Origin of the sequence: Peptoniphilus lacrimalis DSM 7455, assembly GCF_000378725.1 — a bacterium.
In the GTDB taxonomy this organism is placed as follows: Bacteria; Bacillota; Clostridia; order Tissierellales; family Peptoniphilaceae; genus Peptoniphilus_A; species Peptoniphilus_A lacrimalis.
The window spans coordinates 1-15,839 of the sequence record NZ_KB900367.1 but is presented as its reverse complement, the minus strand read 5'-3'; the positions used below and the strand labels follow the sequence as shown (position 1 = coordinate 15,839).

Genomic DNA, 15,839 nt, shown 5'->3' with positions numbered 1-15,839 from the left:
AACATACTCTTAATACATATAGATAAACTTTTCATTAAATAAATTTGTTAAGTACTTATTTTAGATTTTTCTTTACTAATTTATATATATTATAATTAGTATAAAATTAATTTGAAAACAAAGCAAGGAACTTTCATATAGGAGAATAGGCAAGGCATAAAATTAATGCAAATATAAAAAGTTCGGTAAAATTCTCATAATAATAGGTCATAATAATGATATTTACATAAAGAAATGATATAATTATTTTTGTAGAGGGGGAAAGAATATGAAAGAATATAGAGCCTTTGAAATTTTGGGTCCTATTATGGTAGGCCCTTCATCGTCCCATACAGCAGGTGCATGCAAAATAGCCAGGGTAGCATCTAGAATTTGCCCTGAAAATTATAAAAAAGTTATATTTTATTTACACGGTTCTTTTGCCATGACCTATAAGGGTCATGGGACAGATAGAGCCTTATTAGGCGGAATATTAGGTTTTAAAACCTATGACGACAGGATCAGAGATGCTTTTAAAATAGCAGATTCCAAAAAAATAAATTATGAATTTGTAGCTACTGATTTGGGAGAGGATTTTCACCCAAATACAGTTAAGATTTCTTTTGTATATGAAGACCACGAAGAATATGTTATAGGTTCTTCTATTGGTGGCGGTAATATGATTATAGTTGATATTAACGGAATTCAAGTTGAATTTGACGGAACTCATCCCACTCTATTATTTAGATATAATGAGCAAAAAGGAATAATATCTGAGATCTCATCTATTCTTTATAAAAATGATTATAATATAGAATCTATAAATACAATAAAAGATGACCTTACAGAAATTGTTAACTTAACTATAGAATTAGACCAAAATTTATCTATTGATTTAGTAAAAAAACTGACAACAAATTCTAAGTTTTTGATGGCTAAATATGTGGAGGTATAAATGTTTAATACTGCAAAAGAAATTATTGAATATTGTCAAAAAAATAATTGCCATATTTATGATTTAGTTCTAGAGGATGAATTAAAAAATTCATCTTTAACTAAGGAAGAAATTTTTGAAAAGATTTTAGAAATTTTACAAGTTATGAAAAAATCTTCCACAAATACTCTTGATAAAAAATTTACCACTAAATATAAAATGATTGATGGATTTGCTAAAAAGTGTTTTTCTTATCAGGAAACGAGTGAGCCCATTGTTGGAAAGTTCTTAATGAAAGCAATGGCAATGGCTTTTTCCACATCGGAAACAAATGCCAATATGGGAACAATAGCAGCAGCTCCGACGGCTGGTTCTTCAGGAATTATGCCGGCAACCCTTATGTCATTAAAAGAAAAATATGACTTAGATGATGAAGTGTTAGTAAAAGGACTTTTAACCTCTATAGGCATCGGTCAAATTATTGGCAAATATGCAACATTTGCTGGAGCTGAAGGAGGATGTCAGGCAGAATGTGGTTCTGCCTCAGCAATGGCAGCTTCTGCTGCTGTGGAAATACTTGGAGGTTCACCTAGTGAGGCATTAGAAGCTGCAAGTATAACTCTTATAAATGTTTTGGGTCTTGCATGTGATCCTATTGCAGGACTTGTAGAATATCCTTGCAATTTTAGAAACGCATCTGGAGTTATGAACGCTTTAATTTCTGCTGATATGGCGATGGCAGGAATTAAATCAATTGTACCTTTTGATGAAGTTGCAAGTGCAATGGGAGAGGTTGGAAAGCTATTAAATGTTTCTATTAGAGAAACAGGACTTGGCGGTCTTGCCGGAACCAAAACAGGATGTGCAATAAGAGCACAATTTTTAAATTTAAAGGAGGAAGTATGAAAAAAAAGACCCTTGGTTTGATACCAAAAATTATTATAGCAATTGCTTTAGGTATTGTAGTTGGTAGATTTTTACCTGACTGGATGACAAGAGTTTCCGTAACATTTTCAACAATGTTCGGTGCATTTTTAAATTTTATTATACCACTTATGATTCTAGCTTTTGTATCTAAAGGAATCGCTGATCTTTCAGAAGGAGCAGGCAAGCTCCTACTTGTAACAGTTATCTTATCCTACTGTTCAACACTAATAGCAGGCTCTTTATCATATGTAATGAGTTCAAATATTTTCCCATCATTTATAACTCCAGATTTGGTGCAAAAAATTCAAGAAGCATCATCAAAAACTCTTGACCCATATTTTACTATACCTTTGGGACCAATAATTGAAGTAACCAATGCCTTAGTTTTTGCTTTTATGCTTGGACTTTGCGTATCAGTGCTCAGAAATAAGGGTAAGGGACAAGGACTTTATAACATAATTAACGAATTTTCTGACATTATAAACATGGTTCTTGCTAAATTTGTAATTCCTATCTTACCATTCTTTATTTTTGGTAATTTCTGCGGACTTTCTAATTCAGGTTCAGTTTTTGCAATACTCGGAATTTTTGGAAGAATATTTGTGTGCATAATAGCACTACATTTAATTTATATTTCAGCTCTATTTTTTGTATCATGTATTTATGCAGGAAAAAATCCTTTCTCAAGCATAAAAAAAGCAGTACCTGCTTATTTAACAGCAGTAGGAACTCAATCATCAGCCGCAACTATTCCTGTAAATGTAAATTGTAACAAAAATATGGGAGTAACAAGACAAATTAGGGAATTTGTAATTCCTCTTTGTGCCACAGTTCACATGCCAGGCTCAATGATAACATTAACGGCTTGCGTATTTACCCTTTTAACGATGTTTAAAATGAACGCATCTTTTGCGATTATTATGAGATTTATTTGTATATTAGGAGTAGCAATGGTAGCAGCACCTGGTGCACCGGGAGGAGCAGTTATGAGCGCACTTCCGTTTTTACCCTATGTTGGAGTAGAATCAACTGGAACTATGGCAACAATTTTAATTTCACTATATTTGACACAAGATTCTTTCGGAACAGCTGCAAATGTAAGTGGAGATAATGCAATTTCTATAGCAGTTGAAAAAATTTATTACAAATATATAGTAAAAAGACCAATTCCCGAAGAAGATGATAAGGAAGAGGTAAAAATAGAAGGATAAAAATTCAGATTATTTTAGAATTGGCATAAAAATTTATATCTACCCTCTTTACTGGTCAGAACAGTTGAGAGGGTATTTTATATCCTTTATATTTTTAAAATTTCATAATATACTGTTAAGAATGAGAAATTAGTAAATTAAAAAGAGGTAGAAAATGAGTAAAAAATTAATGTATTTAGGCTTTAGTGAAGAAGAAAAAAGAATTTTAACTGAGCTTTGCAAAGATTTTGAAATTAAGGCTAGAGAATTAAAAAAAGAAGACTATAATGAAAAAATTGGTTATCTTCTCGGTATTGAAAATTTTAAACACAATGAAGATATAAACAAAAATGATTTTTCACAAATTCAGTTTGCTTTATTTTCAGATTTTGATAGGGACTATATGAAAAAATTCCTATTGGAATTAAAAGAAAGAGGACTTGTAATAAGCCATAAGGCAGTTCAAACACAAAAAAATATAGATTGGACTCTTTCTTATCTATTAAAACATATAGAAGATGAAAGAAGACTACTGATCAAATTTAAAAATTTAGGCATATTAGTTAAAAAAGCTCAAAATTTGATTGAAAAAGATTGTAGTAAAAAGGACTTAAAAATTTTATTAGACAGGGCATACGCCTTGCAAAACCAAGTAATTGATGAAAAAAAACTTGATAAGATAAGAGAAGATTTATCAAAATATTTACAAAAATTCAATAGATAAGATGAAAAAAATCTATTCATTTATATGTTATATTTTAAATGGTGATGTAGATGAGAAAACGACAAGACCAATTTAGTGGACTTTCTAAGGATAGATATAAGAAATTTTTAAAAAATGATATTTTGTCCCAAAAATGTAACGATGGTTATTGCTTTGCTGATGCAGAAATAAAAGAATTTTTTTTGAAAGATAAAAATAAAGACTTATCTTTTTATATAAATAAGGAAAAGTTCGGGCAGGTTCTTTATAAATCAAACTCAAAAAATGAAGATATTTTTGATGGAAATTGTCCTTATATTGATCTTATAGGCAAATGGGAATATTTGAATAATGAAATTCTAAGACTACCCTTGGAGGCTTGGAATAAATTTGACCAAAGCCCGCCAACTTGGGAAGTTGAAATAATTTTTGATAATAATTATACAGTTTCTTCTCAAGGCAAAGAAAATACCCCACTAGCATATGATAATCTAGTGGAGCTATTAAACAAATTAATTTAGTTATTTGTGGTAAGTTTTATTGTTAATTATAGTAAAAGCCCTGTAAATTTGTTCCATTAAGATAACTTTCATAAGTTTATGAGGGAAGGTAAATTTAGAAAATGAAAGGCTGTAATTTGCTTTATCTTTGACCTCTTGACTTATACCTAAGGATCCCCCTATTATAAAATCAATTGAACTTATGCCATCAAGCATTATATCATTAATTTTTTTGGAAAACTCAACAGAATCAATACTTCTGCCCAATATGTCAAGGACAATAATAAAAGACCTCTCTTTTATTTTTTCTAAAATTCTTTTGCCTTCCTTGTCTAAAATTATATCAATATCCTTGTCGGATAAATTTTTCCCTTCAGATTCATCTTTTAGCTCAATAAAATTAACCCTACAATAAGCCTTTAACCTTTTTTCATATTCTTCAATGGCTTTTTTAAAATAATCTTCCTTAATTTTGCCTACAGAAATTATATTTATTTCCATTATATTAAAGCTTTAACAGCATCAAGAGCTGCCTCAAAATTCACTTCATTACTAACTTCTTTTACATATTCAGTGTAGGCTATTTTACCGTTTTTATCTACAATTACAACCCCTCTTGATAAAAGAGCCAAATCCTCTATTAAAAATCCGTATTTTTTACCAAAATCATGATCCTTGTAATCAGAAATGCTTATAGAATTTTTTATACCTTCTTGAGCACAAAATCTTTTTTGAGCAAAGGGAAGGTCACAGGAAACTGTAATTACAATTACATCGTCGCCTAGTTTTTCAGCTTCTTCATTAAAAGTTCTTGCTTGAAGTGAGCAAACTCCCGTATCAATGGAAGGGACAACTGAATAAACAACAACCTTTCCTTGGTTTTCTTTAGAATCAAAGGAAGACAGATCATTATTTACTGCCTTAAAATCAGGAGCCTTATCTGAAACTTTTACCACTTGGCCATATAAATTTAATTTTTTTCCTCCGAATGTTACTTGCATATTAACCTCCTCAATTATTTTAAATCATATCTATGTTATTTATATCCCAATATTTGAAAAATATTTAAAATCTAGGTAAAATATATAGAGAAAAATTTGGATGTGATAATATGAAATATAAAAATAAAGCCGTAGTTTTAGGGACAAATTATTATATAGGCCTTGGAGTAGTAAGAGCCTTAGGAATGCAAGGAATTTATGTGGTTTCTGTTGACCATGACAAAAAAAGTCATTATGGAGTTTCAAAATATGTAAAAGAAGCCCTTATTGGTCCTCACTACAAAAAAGAAGAAAAAAAATTAGTGGAATTTTTAATTGACTATGCAAAAAAAGAAGAATATAAGCCAGTTCTTTTTCCAACAGCCGACCTTTATGTTGAATTTATGGAAAATAATTATGATGAACTAAAAAAATATTTTCTGTGGCCAAACGATAAAAAAGGTCTTTATAAAAAAATTATGGATAAGAGAACCCTTGTAGAATTTACAGAAAAATACGGCATAAAAACTCCGGAGATTTTAGACATAGATGATGAAGATTTATTAGAAAAAGTTGATAAAGATTTCGGCTATCCTTGTCTACTAAAGCCTAGAGATTCTATGAATTTTGTAAATACCTTTAGACAAAAAGCCTTTAAGGTTTTTAACAGAGGGCAATTAGAAGAAAAAATCAAAAAAGTTAAAGAAAAAAATCTTAGATGTTTTGTTCAAAGAATCATTAAAGGACCTGATTCAAACTGTTATTCCTTCGATGTATATATGAAAGATAAAGAAGCAAAAGCCTTTATGACAACATCAAAGATTCGCCAATGGCCTATAAATTTTGGAGCATCAACTTATGCTAAGCAGGTTTATATTGAAGAACTTTATGATTTGTGTATGCCTCTTTTTAAAGGAGAAGATTTCCAAGGCTTTGCAGAAGTCGAACTAAAAAGAGATGAAAAAACAGGGGATATATATCTTATAGAAATAAATGTAAGGTTTGTAAATTTTGTGTGGCTCCAACATGAAATGGGCATGAACACACCTTTGTATTACTATTTGCATTCAATAGGAGAAGATTTCCAAGGTCCAAAGATAAAAGAAAATAAAGAAGTATATTGGAAGTACCAATATGAAGATTTTTCAGCCATAAAAGCATATCTGAAATCAGGACAGATGACTTTAAAAGATATAATAAAAGATTATAGATTTAAAAAAGTTTCATCAACATGGAATATAAAAGACCCCATGCCAGGAATAAAATTTTTCCTATGGGCAATAGGGCATAAAATTTTTAGATAATTTTTTGAATAATAATAATGGGTAAAATTAAAAAAAACAAAGAGCTTTTATAATAAATTATAAAAGAAAAAATAAGTTTCATATAGTCATATGAAAGTTTTTAAAATTTTAGGAGGGATTCAATTATGAATGAAACTTTGAAAAAATTAGTGTAAGGGGTATTAATTTGTACTACAATTTTGAGCTATACAAGTATATTTGCACAAAATTATAATTTTGAAAAAAATGATTCAGAGTCTCTTAATTATGAATTAAGAGATAATAGATATCAAAAGATTGTTGAATACGAATATTGTGGACCTAGAGGAACAAACAGAAATCACTTTGGAAGAAATGAAGTTAAGTTAATGAGAGCGATGGGTGTGGGAGTTGCTAGCATTTTAGCATATGCTATTGGCGGAGGAGCCGGTGCATTCACAGGTGCATTTGCAGGCGTTATATTAGATTCAGATGTTAGATCTTTGGACTTAATATATACATATACAGGAAGGGTTAGATGTACTTATATGCAAGATAGAATAACAGGAGAAAAACATTTAGTTTTAAGAGAGTTTGAAATGGAAGTAACCATATATACAGGATATGGAGATGAAGCAAATATGCTTAAATATCAAGGTATAGCTTATCAAAGAGGTAAATGAGATGTTATTTTTTATTTCAATAGGCGTTTATATTTTAACTAAAATATGGGAGCTATTTAGAAAAAATAATTTAAAATTAAAATCTTTCTATAAGTTAAAAGGATTGGATAGGGCGAAATTAATCTTTTATATCTTTATGGCTTTATATTATTTTTTAATTCCAAGTATATATTGGTTTAGTAGTGATGATTATTGTTATGCTAAACTTAACCCACAATTAGGAATTAATATAAACATAAGAGCTTATCTTTTTTGGATAGGAAATAATTATTTAACAAGAACTTTAGCCATAATATTGTTATTGGGATTACTTTTTTCAGGTCTATATTATTTTAACAGAAAATTTTTTGAATAAATTAAGGACTGCTCAAAGGGGCAGTCCTTTTAAAATTTAAAAATCCTTTAATATATTTTTTAAGTCCTTAGTAAAGGTTATATTATTCCTATGGATTTTGCAAATATTTTACATTTATTCATATGAATAATGCAAAATAAATACACTTTTTCATATGAATAAATGTAGTTGAATTATTATATTTATTATTATCTAATATTTATAATATTTACCAATATTTCTAGAAAAATCGACAGGGTCATCAATATCAAGACTGGAAATAAGCTGTGCATACTTATATTTGAAAAAAGGAACTGTCCTTTAGGACTGTCCCTTAAAAACTAAAAAGTATAAGAAATGAAAATAAATTAAAGAAGTTTGCCAATGTTTCTAGAAAAATCGACAGGGTCATCAATATCAAGACCTGCAATAAGTCTTGCACAGTTGTATAGAAGTTCAGTATAAAGTTTGAACTTATCCTTGTCAGTTTTTTCAAATTCCTTTAATTTTTTAAAAGCAACGTGTTTTGGATTGATTTCCAAAACTTTTTCTGCTTTAAAGCCTTCTTGACCAGGCATATGAGCAAGAGTTTTTTCCATATCAATAGAAATTTCTCCCTGACTTGAAAGGAAAGCTGCATCTGTAGTCAAGTTTTTGTTTTCCTTAACATCAACAACTTCATCTTTTAAAATATCTTTCATACTAGATAGAAGTTTAGAATCTTCATTAGATTCATCCTTATCCTTGTCGGAGGATTCTTCTGCTTGAGATATAGACTTAAATTCTTTTTCTCCATAAGTTCTCAAAACTTTTACCACAAACTCGTCAATAGGATCATCAAATAATAAAACTTCATAATCCTTGTCCATAATTGATTTTATTTGCGGAAGTTCTTTGATTTGGTCGACACTTTCACCTGTTGCATAGTATATATATTTTTGATCAGGTTTCATATCCTTAATGTATTCTTCTAAAGATATATAATCCCTTTTTGTTGTCTTATAAATTAAGAAATCTTTTAACTTATCTGCATCTTGACCAAAGTTTGCATAGGCACCGGATTTCAAAATCACACCAAAGTTTTGGAAAAATTTTATATAATCTTCTCTCTTATCTTTAAAAAGCCTTTTTAACTCTTCAAAAACCTTTTTTTCTATAGAGCGTCTGATAAGTCTTAATTCTCTAGTATTTTGAAGCATTTCACGAGAAATATTAAGAGAAATATCTTCGCTATCGCATACACCTTTTACAAAAGACAAATAATCAGGCAAAAGCTCTTCACAATTTTCCATGATCATAACCCCGTTGGAATATAGTTCCAAACCTTTTTTTCTGTCTACGTTGAAAAAGTCAAAGGGTCTTTGAGATGGAATATATAAAACCGCCTTAAAGGAAACATTTCCTTCGAGATTTAAGTGTAAATAGCTTAAAGGCTTATCGTAGCCGTAGTGTCTTTCGTTGTAAAAATTATCGTAATCTTCTTCTTTTAATTCATTTTTATTTTTTCTCCAAAGAGGAACCATAGAATTTAGAACTTCATCTTCCTTGTAAGTTTCAAACTTGGGGTTTTCGTCAGTGGAATCTTTAGAGGGCTTATTTTTTTCTACAAGCATCTTGATAGGATAACGAATGTAGTTGGAGTAGCGTTTAACAAGAGATTTTATTTTGTATTCATCCAAAAATTCATCATAGTTTTCATCGTCAGTATTGTCCTTTAAGCTGAGGGTGATTATAGTTCCAAAATCATCTTTTTTGCTTTCGGAGATATTATAATCTTTAGCTTCTTCGCTGACCCATAAATAAGCCTTGTCACTTTTATAAGATTTAGTCAAAACTTCAATTTTTTTTGCCACCATAAAGGCAGAATAAAATCCCACACCAAATTGACCTATGATTTGATGATTATCATCCTTATCTTTTGAATTATTATTTTTGAAATCTAAAGAACCTGATTTTGCAATAGTGCCTAAATTATCTTCAAGCTCTTTTTTATCCATACCAATACCGTGGTCAGAAATCCTAATAGTTCTATTTTCCTTATCTGGACTTATTCTTATATAATAATCGTCCTTATTAAAATTTATTTTATCATCAGTTAGAGCAATATAATACATTTTATCCATAGCATCAGAAGCATTGGAGATTATTTCCCTTAAAAATATTTCTTTATTTGTATAAATTGAATTAATCATGAGATCCATAAGTCTTTTGGACTCAGTTTTAAATTCTTTATTTTTCATATTATCACCTTTCTTTAGCACTCAAAGAATGCCTCTGCTAATAATATATAACTTTTTTCTTAAATAGTCAAATTTTCCTATAAAACTAAAAGCACAAGGTAGATAGTTAAGGCATACAAAATTGTTGTGTAAACTACATAATCTTGAGCAAGTTCTGTATCAGCCTTATAATTTTTTGCAAAAGTATAGGATACTATTGCGGTGGGGCAGCCAAAAAGAATTATAGATATAGATTTTTCTAAAGTTGTAAGATTAAAAAGTTCTGTAGTCAAAAAAGCAATAGCCGGAAGGCAGATAAGCTTAGAAAAAGCAATAACTAGGGTATTTTTTATATTATTTTTGTTGTAAGTAAAAATAAATCCGTGCCCCAAAACTATAAGCCCAAAAGGACTTGCAGTTTTGCCAATAGTTGTTAAAGGCTTTTCTAAAAATAATAAATTAATACCTAATAAATTTATTATTATGCCTAAAAATACACCAATTAACATTGGAGTTTTAAGGACATTAATAAATAATTTTTTAAAAGCAACCTTTCCAAGGCTCGCTCTTTCATAAAGCCAAGCTGTAGTAATGTTATAAAAAACTTGAGAAACGGCAACAATAATTCCCGCATAAATAAGTGCTGAGGATCCAAATAAAGATTCTAAAATGGGAAATCCCATAATAATAAAATTACCCCTATAAATAGCAACAGTTGACACAGCTCTTGTGAGTGGGTTTGTATGTAATATTCTAGCGACAAATTTAGCAAAAATAAAAGTTATAAGAAAAGTTAAACTTATATATAAAATGAAAGATAAATTGATAACCTCTTTTAAGTCAACGCCATAAAAAGACATAATAACATTTAAAGGAAAGGCTATTTTGAAGACATAAGAATTTAATTCTTGAGCAGTCCTGTTTGAAAATAATTTTATCCTTTTTAGTATATAACCTACTACAATGAATGTTATTAAATTAAGTATTGTGAATAAAAGTTCCATCTAATCCTCCCCTTTATATTGTATAATAAAAATTATTGTTTTTAAATATATCTATATCAATAGTTTAAATTGATTTTATCGTGAAAAAACAATAAATTAAACGAAACGTAAATTTTTCCTTTATATATTTTTTTTCATAACTTAGAGTGTATAATATAAATATAGTAAAAAACAGGGAGGTAAAAATGAAAAAAAGAAAAATTATTGCAACAGGATTAGCTGGTACTGGCGTTATGGCTATGGGAGAATTACTAGCCTATGGCAGCATGGATGAAGATAAAAATATTATTTGGCTTCCCAACTATGGAAAAAAATCACCTAACATGGCAAAGTTTTGTTTAATTTATTCTCAATCTGAAGGAGAAAATTGCCTAGAAACTGATTTATCTGACTTGATAATAATAAGTGGAGATGTTTCAGAAAAACTTGTAGAAAAACTGGAAAAAGGTGGCAATTTATTTATAAATGAAACTATAATAGATTACATACCAAAAAGAGATGATATAAATATTTATAAAATTCCCGCAACAGAACTTGCAAGAAAACTGGGATATCAAAAAACAAGCCATATGATTATGTTGGGAGCATTCCTAGAAGTAACAGAAGCCCTAAACTTTGGAACAGTTGTTAAAGCATTTACAAAAGTTTTCGGCTATGATTTAAAAGATTTATTACCAATTTATCAAAAGGCAGTAGTTACAGGTGCAGGAGCTGTAAGAAGCTCAAGTGCAAAAGAAAAACATATTGAAAGACAATCAAATGCTGAAGTCAAAACAAATAAATATAATAAAGAAAAATTTGAATTTGAAGAATTAAGCGAAGACTTTAAAGATTCTATAGATTCAGAAACCTTTAAAGATGATCTTTCCATAGCTGAACATGCTTTAGAAAATGAAATAATAATGGTAAGGTTTTATAATAAGTCAAAGGAAATTTTAAGGGGAAATATTACTTCTGAAGTTTTTGGTTCACTAGCCAAACAATCTGATGAACATTTACTCTATCTGAAGGGTTTGATAAAGAAATTAAAAGGTCAATCAATTTATATTGACGAAGTCGATAAAACACCTATAGAAGAGGAAAAAATAAATTGGAAAGAATTTTCTGATGAAAAGAGGATAATGGCACTTTCAATATTTGAAGAAGCAATAAAATTAAAAAATAATTCCATAGAATTTTATAAAAAAGCTTCTGAAAAAGCGAAAAAAGACTTTGCAAAAAGACTATATGATGAATTGAAATATTGGGAAAACTACCAACTTCAACAACTTGAAGGACAATATCAAATATTAAAAGAAGAAAATGAAGAAAGTATTTAATAAAGCTTATAAATAATACTTAAATATTAAAGGGCTGCCTAAAAGGTAGCCCTTTTTGTAGAATAAAATTATCTTTTCATAAAATCATTAGGCAAATACTCAATCGAAGATATGATTAGCAAGGCTAGTCACAACAGTATAAATTAAAATTGAAGCCATATTTGCAGTGATACTATCATGGTCAAACCTTGGGCTGACTTCTGCAATATCAAAAGATAAAACCTTGCCGCTTTGCAAAACTTTTTTCAAAAGAATAAGAATTTTTTCAGGGTCAAGACCTAAGGGTTGAGGCGCTGAAACACCAGGAGCATAAGCAGTAGATAGGACATCAGAGCAAATAGTTATATAAATTTCATCAAGATCTTTAATATAATCTTCAAGTTTTTGTTCAATTTTATGAATATCAGAATTAATTATATCCTTTGCAAGAATATAATGAGCTCCTAAATTATCTGCAGTATCAAAAAGGCTTTGTGTATTAGAATGTTTTTGGATTCCCATTACAAAATAATTATACTTATCGCCTCTTTCTTCACACAAATCAGCAATTTGCCTAAACATTGTGCCACTGGTTCCACCCTTTTCTTTGTCATAGGGTCTTAAATCAAAGTGAGCGTCAAAAGAAACAATACCTAAATTTTTCTTTTCCTTATCCATTAAATAATTTGAAAGTCCCTTGTAATGACCGAAAGCAATTTCGTGGCCACCACCTAAAAGGATAGGAAATAAATTTAAAGATAAGATTTTTTTCACAGCATCTGCCAAAGCATTTTGCGCTTCAACAAGGCTTGTATATTTACTTGTAACATTACCGCAGTCAAAAATCTTAGTGTTTTGGTTGAACTGACATGGAAGTTTGCTTAGCTCTTTTCTTATAGCAAAAGGCCCTGCTGATGCACCATATCTACCCTTGTTAAGCTCAATACCCTGATCAGATTCAAAACCTAAAATTCCAAAACCGAGCTTTCCATCAAAGGGCTTCAGACTGTCATCATTTAGATCAATTCTTTGAACCCATTGATGCCACCTAAAAGCTGAAAAATCATTTTCATCATCAATTCTACCACTCCATAAAGTCATGTCTTGTGGAGTATAATATTTAATCATAATAATCTCCCTTTTTAAAAATTAATTAATTCTTGTTTTGACATTATTTTTAATTTTTGAATTGAATAAAAATTTGCAAAACATTTTTATGATTTTATCCTTGGTCAAAGGATTTTTACTTTCATTATACATAATAGTAAAAAATTCTTTAAACTTTTTATAAATCTTATTAGGAAATTTTGAAATAATAAACAATATCATATAATTAACCTAACTAAGTATATAATAATTACAAAACCCTATTTTTACAATATTAAACTTGTTCAAAATAAGAAAAATCCGAAGATTTTCTCTAAAATTCTACAATAAACACTTTATAATAAATCCTTAAAAACTTTAAAAAAAAATATTTATAAGGTAAAATAGTTATGTTTATAAAGAAAGGAGAACTATGGAAAAAATAAAAGAAAATAAATTAGGAATTGACCCCATAGGTAAGCTACTTTTTACAGTATCTTTTCCAATAATAATTTCAATGCTTATCCAAGCTTTATATAACATGGTTGATTCCTACTATATAGGAAAAATTTCAGAAGAAGCCTTCACAGCAGTTTCTATAGCCTTTCCACTTCAAAATATAATGGTAGGAATAGCAGTAGGCACAGGAGTAGGTACAAATTCTTTGCTTTCTAGGTCATTGGGAGAAAAAAACTTCGACAAAGCAAACCTATCTGCAGAAAATGGAATATTTTTATCAATTTTATATGGCATCATATTGCTAATTCTTTCATTTGTATTACCAAGATATTATTATATATCACAAAATGTTTCACAAGAGATAGTAAATTATGGAGTGGAATACTTATCCACAATAATGGCGTTTTCCATGGGGGTTTTTATACAAATCAATTGCGAAAGACTACTTCAATCCACAGGACGCTCAATGCTTACCATGTTTACTCAAGGCATAGGAGCATTAATAAATATTATATTTGATCCTATCTTTATTTTTGGGTATTTCGGTTTTCCAGCAATGGGAGTAAAGGGAGCCGCCATAGCGACAGTCGTGGGGCAAATTATAGGGGCACTTTTTGGAATATATTTTAATTTTAAACTCAATAAAGATATACAGATAAAAAAAATAAGACCTAGATTACAAATAATAAAAAAAATATACGAAGTGGGTTTGCCATCGATCGTAATGATATCAGTAACATCAACAACAATTTATTTTTTAAATAAAATTTTATCCATATATTCAACCAGCGCCATAGCGGCATTGGGTGCATACTATAAAATACAATCCTTCATATTTTTACCGATATTTGGCTTAACAAATGGGATGGTTCCAATAATAGCCTACAATTATGGAGCTGAAAATAAAAAAAGAATAATAAAAACAATAAAGCTAACAATGATTGTAGGAACAATAATGATGATTTTAGGCACAGCTATATTATGGATATTTCCAGAAGAACTTTTAGATATTTTTTCTGCATCAGATGCTATGAAAGAAGTAGGCATAACAATGCTTAGAATTATAGCTTTATGTTTTATCTTTGCAGGAATATCAATAATGGGAGGTTCAGTATTTCAAGCCTTGGGAAACGGTATATTAACATTAATAGATGCTGTAATAAGAAATATTATAATTATTTTGCCCTATACCTATATAGTCAGCAGAATTGCCCCAATAGAATATGTTTGGTGGTCATATCTTCTATCTGAAACTTCATCTATAATTTTTGTTTCATACTTTATGAAAAATTTTGCAATGAAAAGAATTGATTTAATAAAAGAAAGTATATAATTAGACCGAGGGGATAGCAACAAAATTCTATCCCATTTAAATTTAAAATCATTTATAATAATATTAGAAAAAAGATAAATGATCTTTTATTTCTATATAGGCTAAAAATTGTTAATTTTCTTAAAATCTTGAAAATTCTATACATTTAATGTATTATAAAAGCAATAAGAAACTCTAGGAGGAAAATTATGGCAAAAGCAAAATTTGAAAGAAATAAACCCCACGTTAACGTAGGAACAATAGGCCACGTTGACCACGGTAAAACAACATTAACAGCAGCAATAACATTAGTATTAAATAAGAGATACGGCAGCGGAGAATTCATAGACTATGCCCACATAGACAAGGCACCAGAAGAAAGAGAAAGAGGAATCACAATCTCAACATCTCACGTAGAATATGAAACACCAAACCGTCACTACGCACACGTAGACTGTCCAGGCCACGCCGACTACGTAAAGAACATGATAACAGGAGCAGCCCAAATGGACGGAGCAATCCTAGTAGTAAGTGCAGCAGACGGACCAATGCCACAAACAAGAGAACACATCCTACTAGCAAGACAAGTAGGGGTACCAAAAATCGTAGTATTCTTAAACAAAGAAGACCAAGTAGACGACCCAGAACTAATCGAACTAGTAGAAATGGAAGTAAGAGATTTACTATCAGAATATGATTTTGACGGAGACAACACACCAATAGTAGTAGGCTCAGCCCTAAAAGCCCTAGAAGATCCAGACGGAGAATGGGGAGATAAAATCGTAAAACTAATGGAAGAAGTAGACGAATACATTCCAACACCAGCAAGAGATGTAGACCATCCATTCCTAATGCCAGTAGAAGACATCTTCTCCATCACAGGAAGAGGAACAGTAGCAACAGGAAGAGTAGAAAGAGGAACAGTAAAAGTAGGCGACACAGTAGAAATCGTAGGACTAACAAACGAAA

16 protein-coding genes are annotated in these 15,839 nt (G+C 29.8%); 11 read left to right on the top strand and 5 right to left on the bottom strand.

The window, feature by feature from the left end; all coding sequences use genetic code 11:
• Window positions 1-268: 268 nt before the first annotated feature.
• The 5 genes from sdaAB to F594_RS0100065 all read left to right on the top strand — a co-directional run bounded on the left by sdaAB (window position 269) and on the right by F594_RS0100065 (window position 4,254).
• Window positions 269-934 (top strand): L-serine ammonia-lyase, iron-sulfur-dependent subunit beta, encoded by a 666-nt coding sequence (gene sdaAB, locus F594_RS0100085; protein ID WP_019034111.1) that lies wholly within the window; start codon window positions 269-271, stop codon window positions 932-934.
• Window positions 935-1,819, top strand: coding sequence for an L-serine ammonia-lyase, iron-sulfur-dependent, subunit alpha (gene sdaAA, locus F594_RS0100080; RefSeq protein WP_019034110.1), 885 nt, complete (start codon window positions 935-937; stop codon window positions 1,817-1,819). It abuts the gene before it with no gap.
• The gene (locus F594_RS0100075; protein WP_019034109.1) at window positions 1,816-3,051 is read left to right on the top strand and encodes a dicarboxylate/amino acid:cation symporter; all 1,236 of its coding nucleotides are present in this window, start codon (window positions 1,816-1,818) and stop codon (window positions 3,049-3,051) included. The genes sdaAA and F594_RS0100075 overlap by 4 nt, the downstream gene beginning before the upstream one ends.
• A gap of 154 nt (window positions 3,052-3,205) precedes the next feature.
• Window positions 3,206-3,754, top strand: a complete 549-nt coding sequence (locus tag F594_RS0100070; RefSeq protein ID WP_019034108.1) for a DUF3783 domain-containing protein — start codon at window positions 3,206-3,208, stop codon at window positions 3,752-3,754.
• Window positions 3,755-3,804: 50 nt separating this feature from the next.
• On the top strand, window positions 3,805-4,254 hold the full coding sequence (locus F594_RS0100065; protein WP_019034107.1) for a hypothetical protein: 450 nt from the start codon (window positions 3,805-3,807) through the stop codon (window positions 4,252-4,254).
• Here F594_RS0100065 and rlmH read toward each other — a convergent pair whose 3' ends face one another.
• On the bottom strand, window positions 4,255-4,734 hold the full coding sequence (rlmH, locus tag F594_RS0100060; protein ID WP_019034106.1) for a 23S rRNA (pseudouridine(1915)-N(3))-methyltransferase RlmH: 480 nt from the start codon (window positions 4,732-4,734) through the stop codon (window positions 4,255-4,257). It abuts the gene before it with no gap.
• Window positions 4,734-5,234, bottom strand: a complete 501-nt coding sequence (gene tpx, locus F594_RS0100055; protein WP_019034105.1) for a thiol peroxidase — start codon at window positions 5,232-5,234, stop codon at window positions 4,734-4,736. The genes rlmH and tpx overlap by 1 nt, the downstream gene beginning before the upstream one ends.
• A gap of 110 nt (window positions 5,235-5,344) precedes the next feature.
• On the opposite strand from tpx, the gene F594_RS0100050 reads away from it, so the two are divergent.
• The 3 genes from F594_RS0100050 (at window position 5,345) to F594_RS09600 (ending at window position 7,513) form a co-directional block, all read left to right on the top strand.
• Window positions 5,345-6,517, top strand: a complete 1,173-nt coding sequence (locus tag F594_RS0100050; RefSeq protein ID WP_009344741.1) for a carboxylate--amine ligase — start codon at window positions 5,345-5,347, stop codon at window positions 6,515-6,517.
• Window positions 6,518-6,696: 179 nt separating this feature from the next.
• A complete protein-coding gene (locus tag F594_RS0100045; RefSeq protein WP_019034104.1) occupies window positions 6,697-7,158 on the top strand; it encodes a hypothetical protein in 462 nt (153 codons plus the stop codon).
• Window positions 7,159-7,294: 136 nt separating this feature from the next.
• Window positions 7,295-7,513: a hypothetical protein gene (locus F594_RS09600; RefSeq protein WP_147285951.1), complete on the top strand. Its 219-nt coding sequence runs from the start codon at window positions 7,295-7,297 to the stop codon at window positions 7,511-7,513.
• Between the two features lie 347 nt (window positions 7,514-7,860).
• Here F594_RS09600 and htpG read toward each other — a convergent pair whose 3' ends face one another.
• Together htpG and F594_RS0100030 are read right to left on the bottom strand one after the other, a co-directional pair.
• On the bottom strand, window positions 7,861-9,732 hold the full coding sequence (gene htpG / locus F594_RS0100035; RefSeq protein ID WP_019034102.1) for a molecular chaperone HtpG: 1,872 nt from the start codon (window positions 9,730-9,732) through the stop codon (window positions 7,861-7,863).
• 77 nt (window positions 9,733-9,809) lie between these two features.
• Window positions 9,810-10,715: an AEC family transporter gene (locus F594_RS0100030; protein WP_019034101.1), complete on the bottom strand. Its 906-nt coding sequence runs from the start codon at window positions 10,713-10,715 to the stop codon at window positions 9,810-9,812.
• A gap of 185 nt (window positions 10,716-10,900) precedes the next feature.
• Here F594_RS0100030 and F594_RS0100025 point away from each other — a divergent pair, with 185 nt between their 5' ends.
• Entirely contained in the window at window positions 10,901-12,034 is a 1,134-nt protein-coding gene (locus tag F594_RS0100025) for a 2-oxoacid:acceptor oxidoreductase family protein (protein WP_009344737.1), read from the top strand.
• 99 nt (window positions 12,035-12,133) lie between these two features.
• Here the strand turns inward: F594_RS0100025 and hutG are convergent, their stop codons facing one another.
• A complete protein-coding gene (gene hutG / locus F594_RS0100020; RefSeq protein WP_009344747.1) occupies window positions 12,134-13,141 on the bottom strand; it encodes a formimidoylglutamase in 1,008 nt (335 codons plus the stop codon).
• 391 nt (window positions 13,142-13,532) lie between these two features.
• On the opposite strand from hutG, the gene F594_RS0100010 reads away from it, so the two are divergent.
• Both F594_RS0100010 and F594_RS0100005 read left to right on the top strand, forming a co-directional pair.
• A complete protein-coding gene (locus F594_RS0100010; RefSeq protein ID WP_019034099.1) occupies window positions 13,533-14,891 on the top strand; it encodes an MATE family efflux transporter in 1,359 nt (452 codons plus the stop codon).
• Between the two features lie 188 nt (window positions 14,892-15,079).
• Window positions 15,080-15,839, top strand: a 760-nt coding sequence (locus tag F594_RS0100005; RefSeq protein WP_019034098.1) for an elongation factor Tu, incomplete at its 3' end; no start/stop codon positions are given.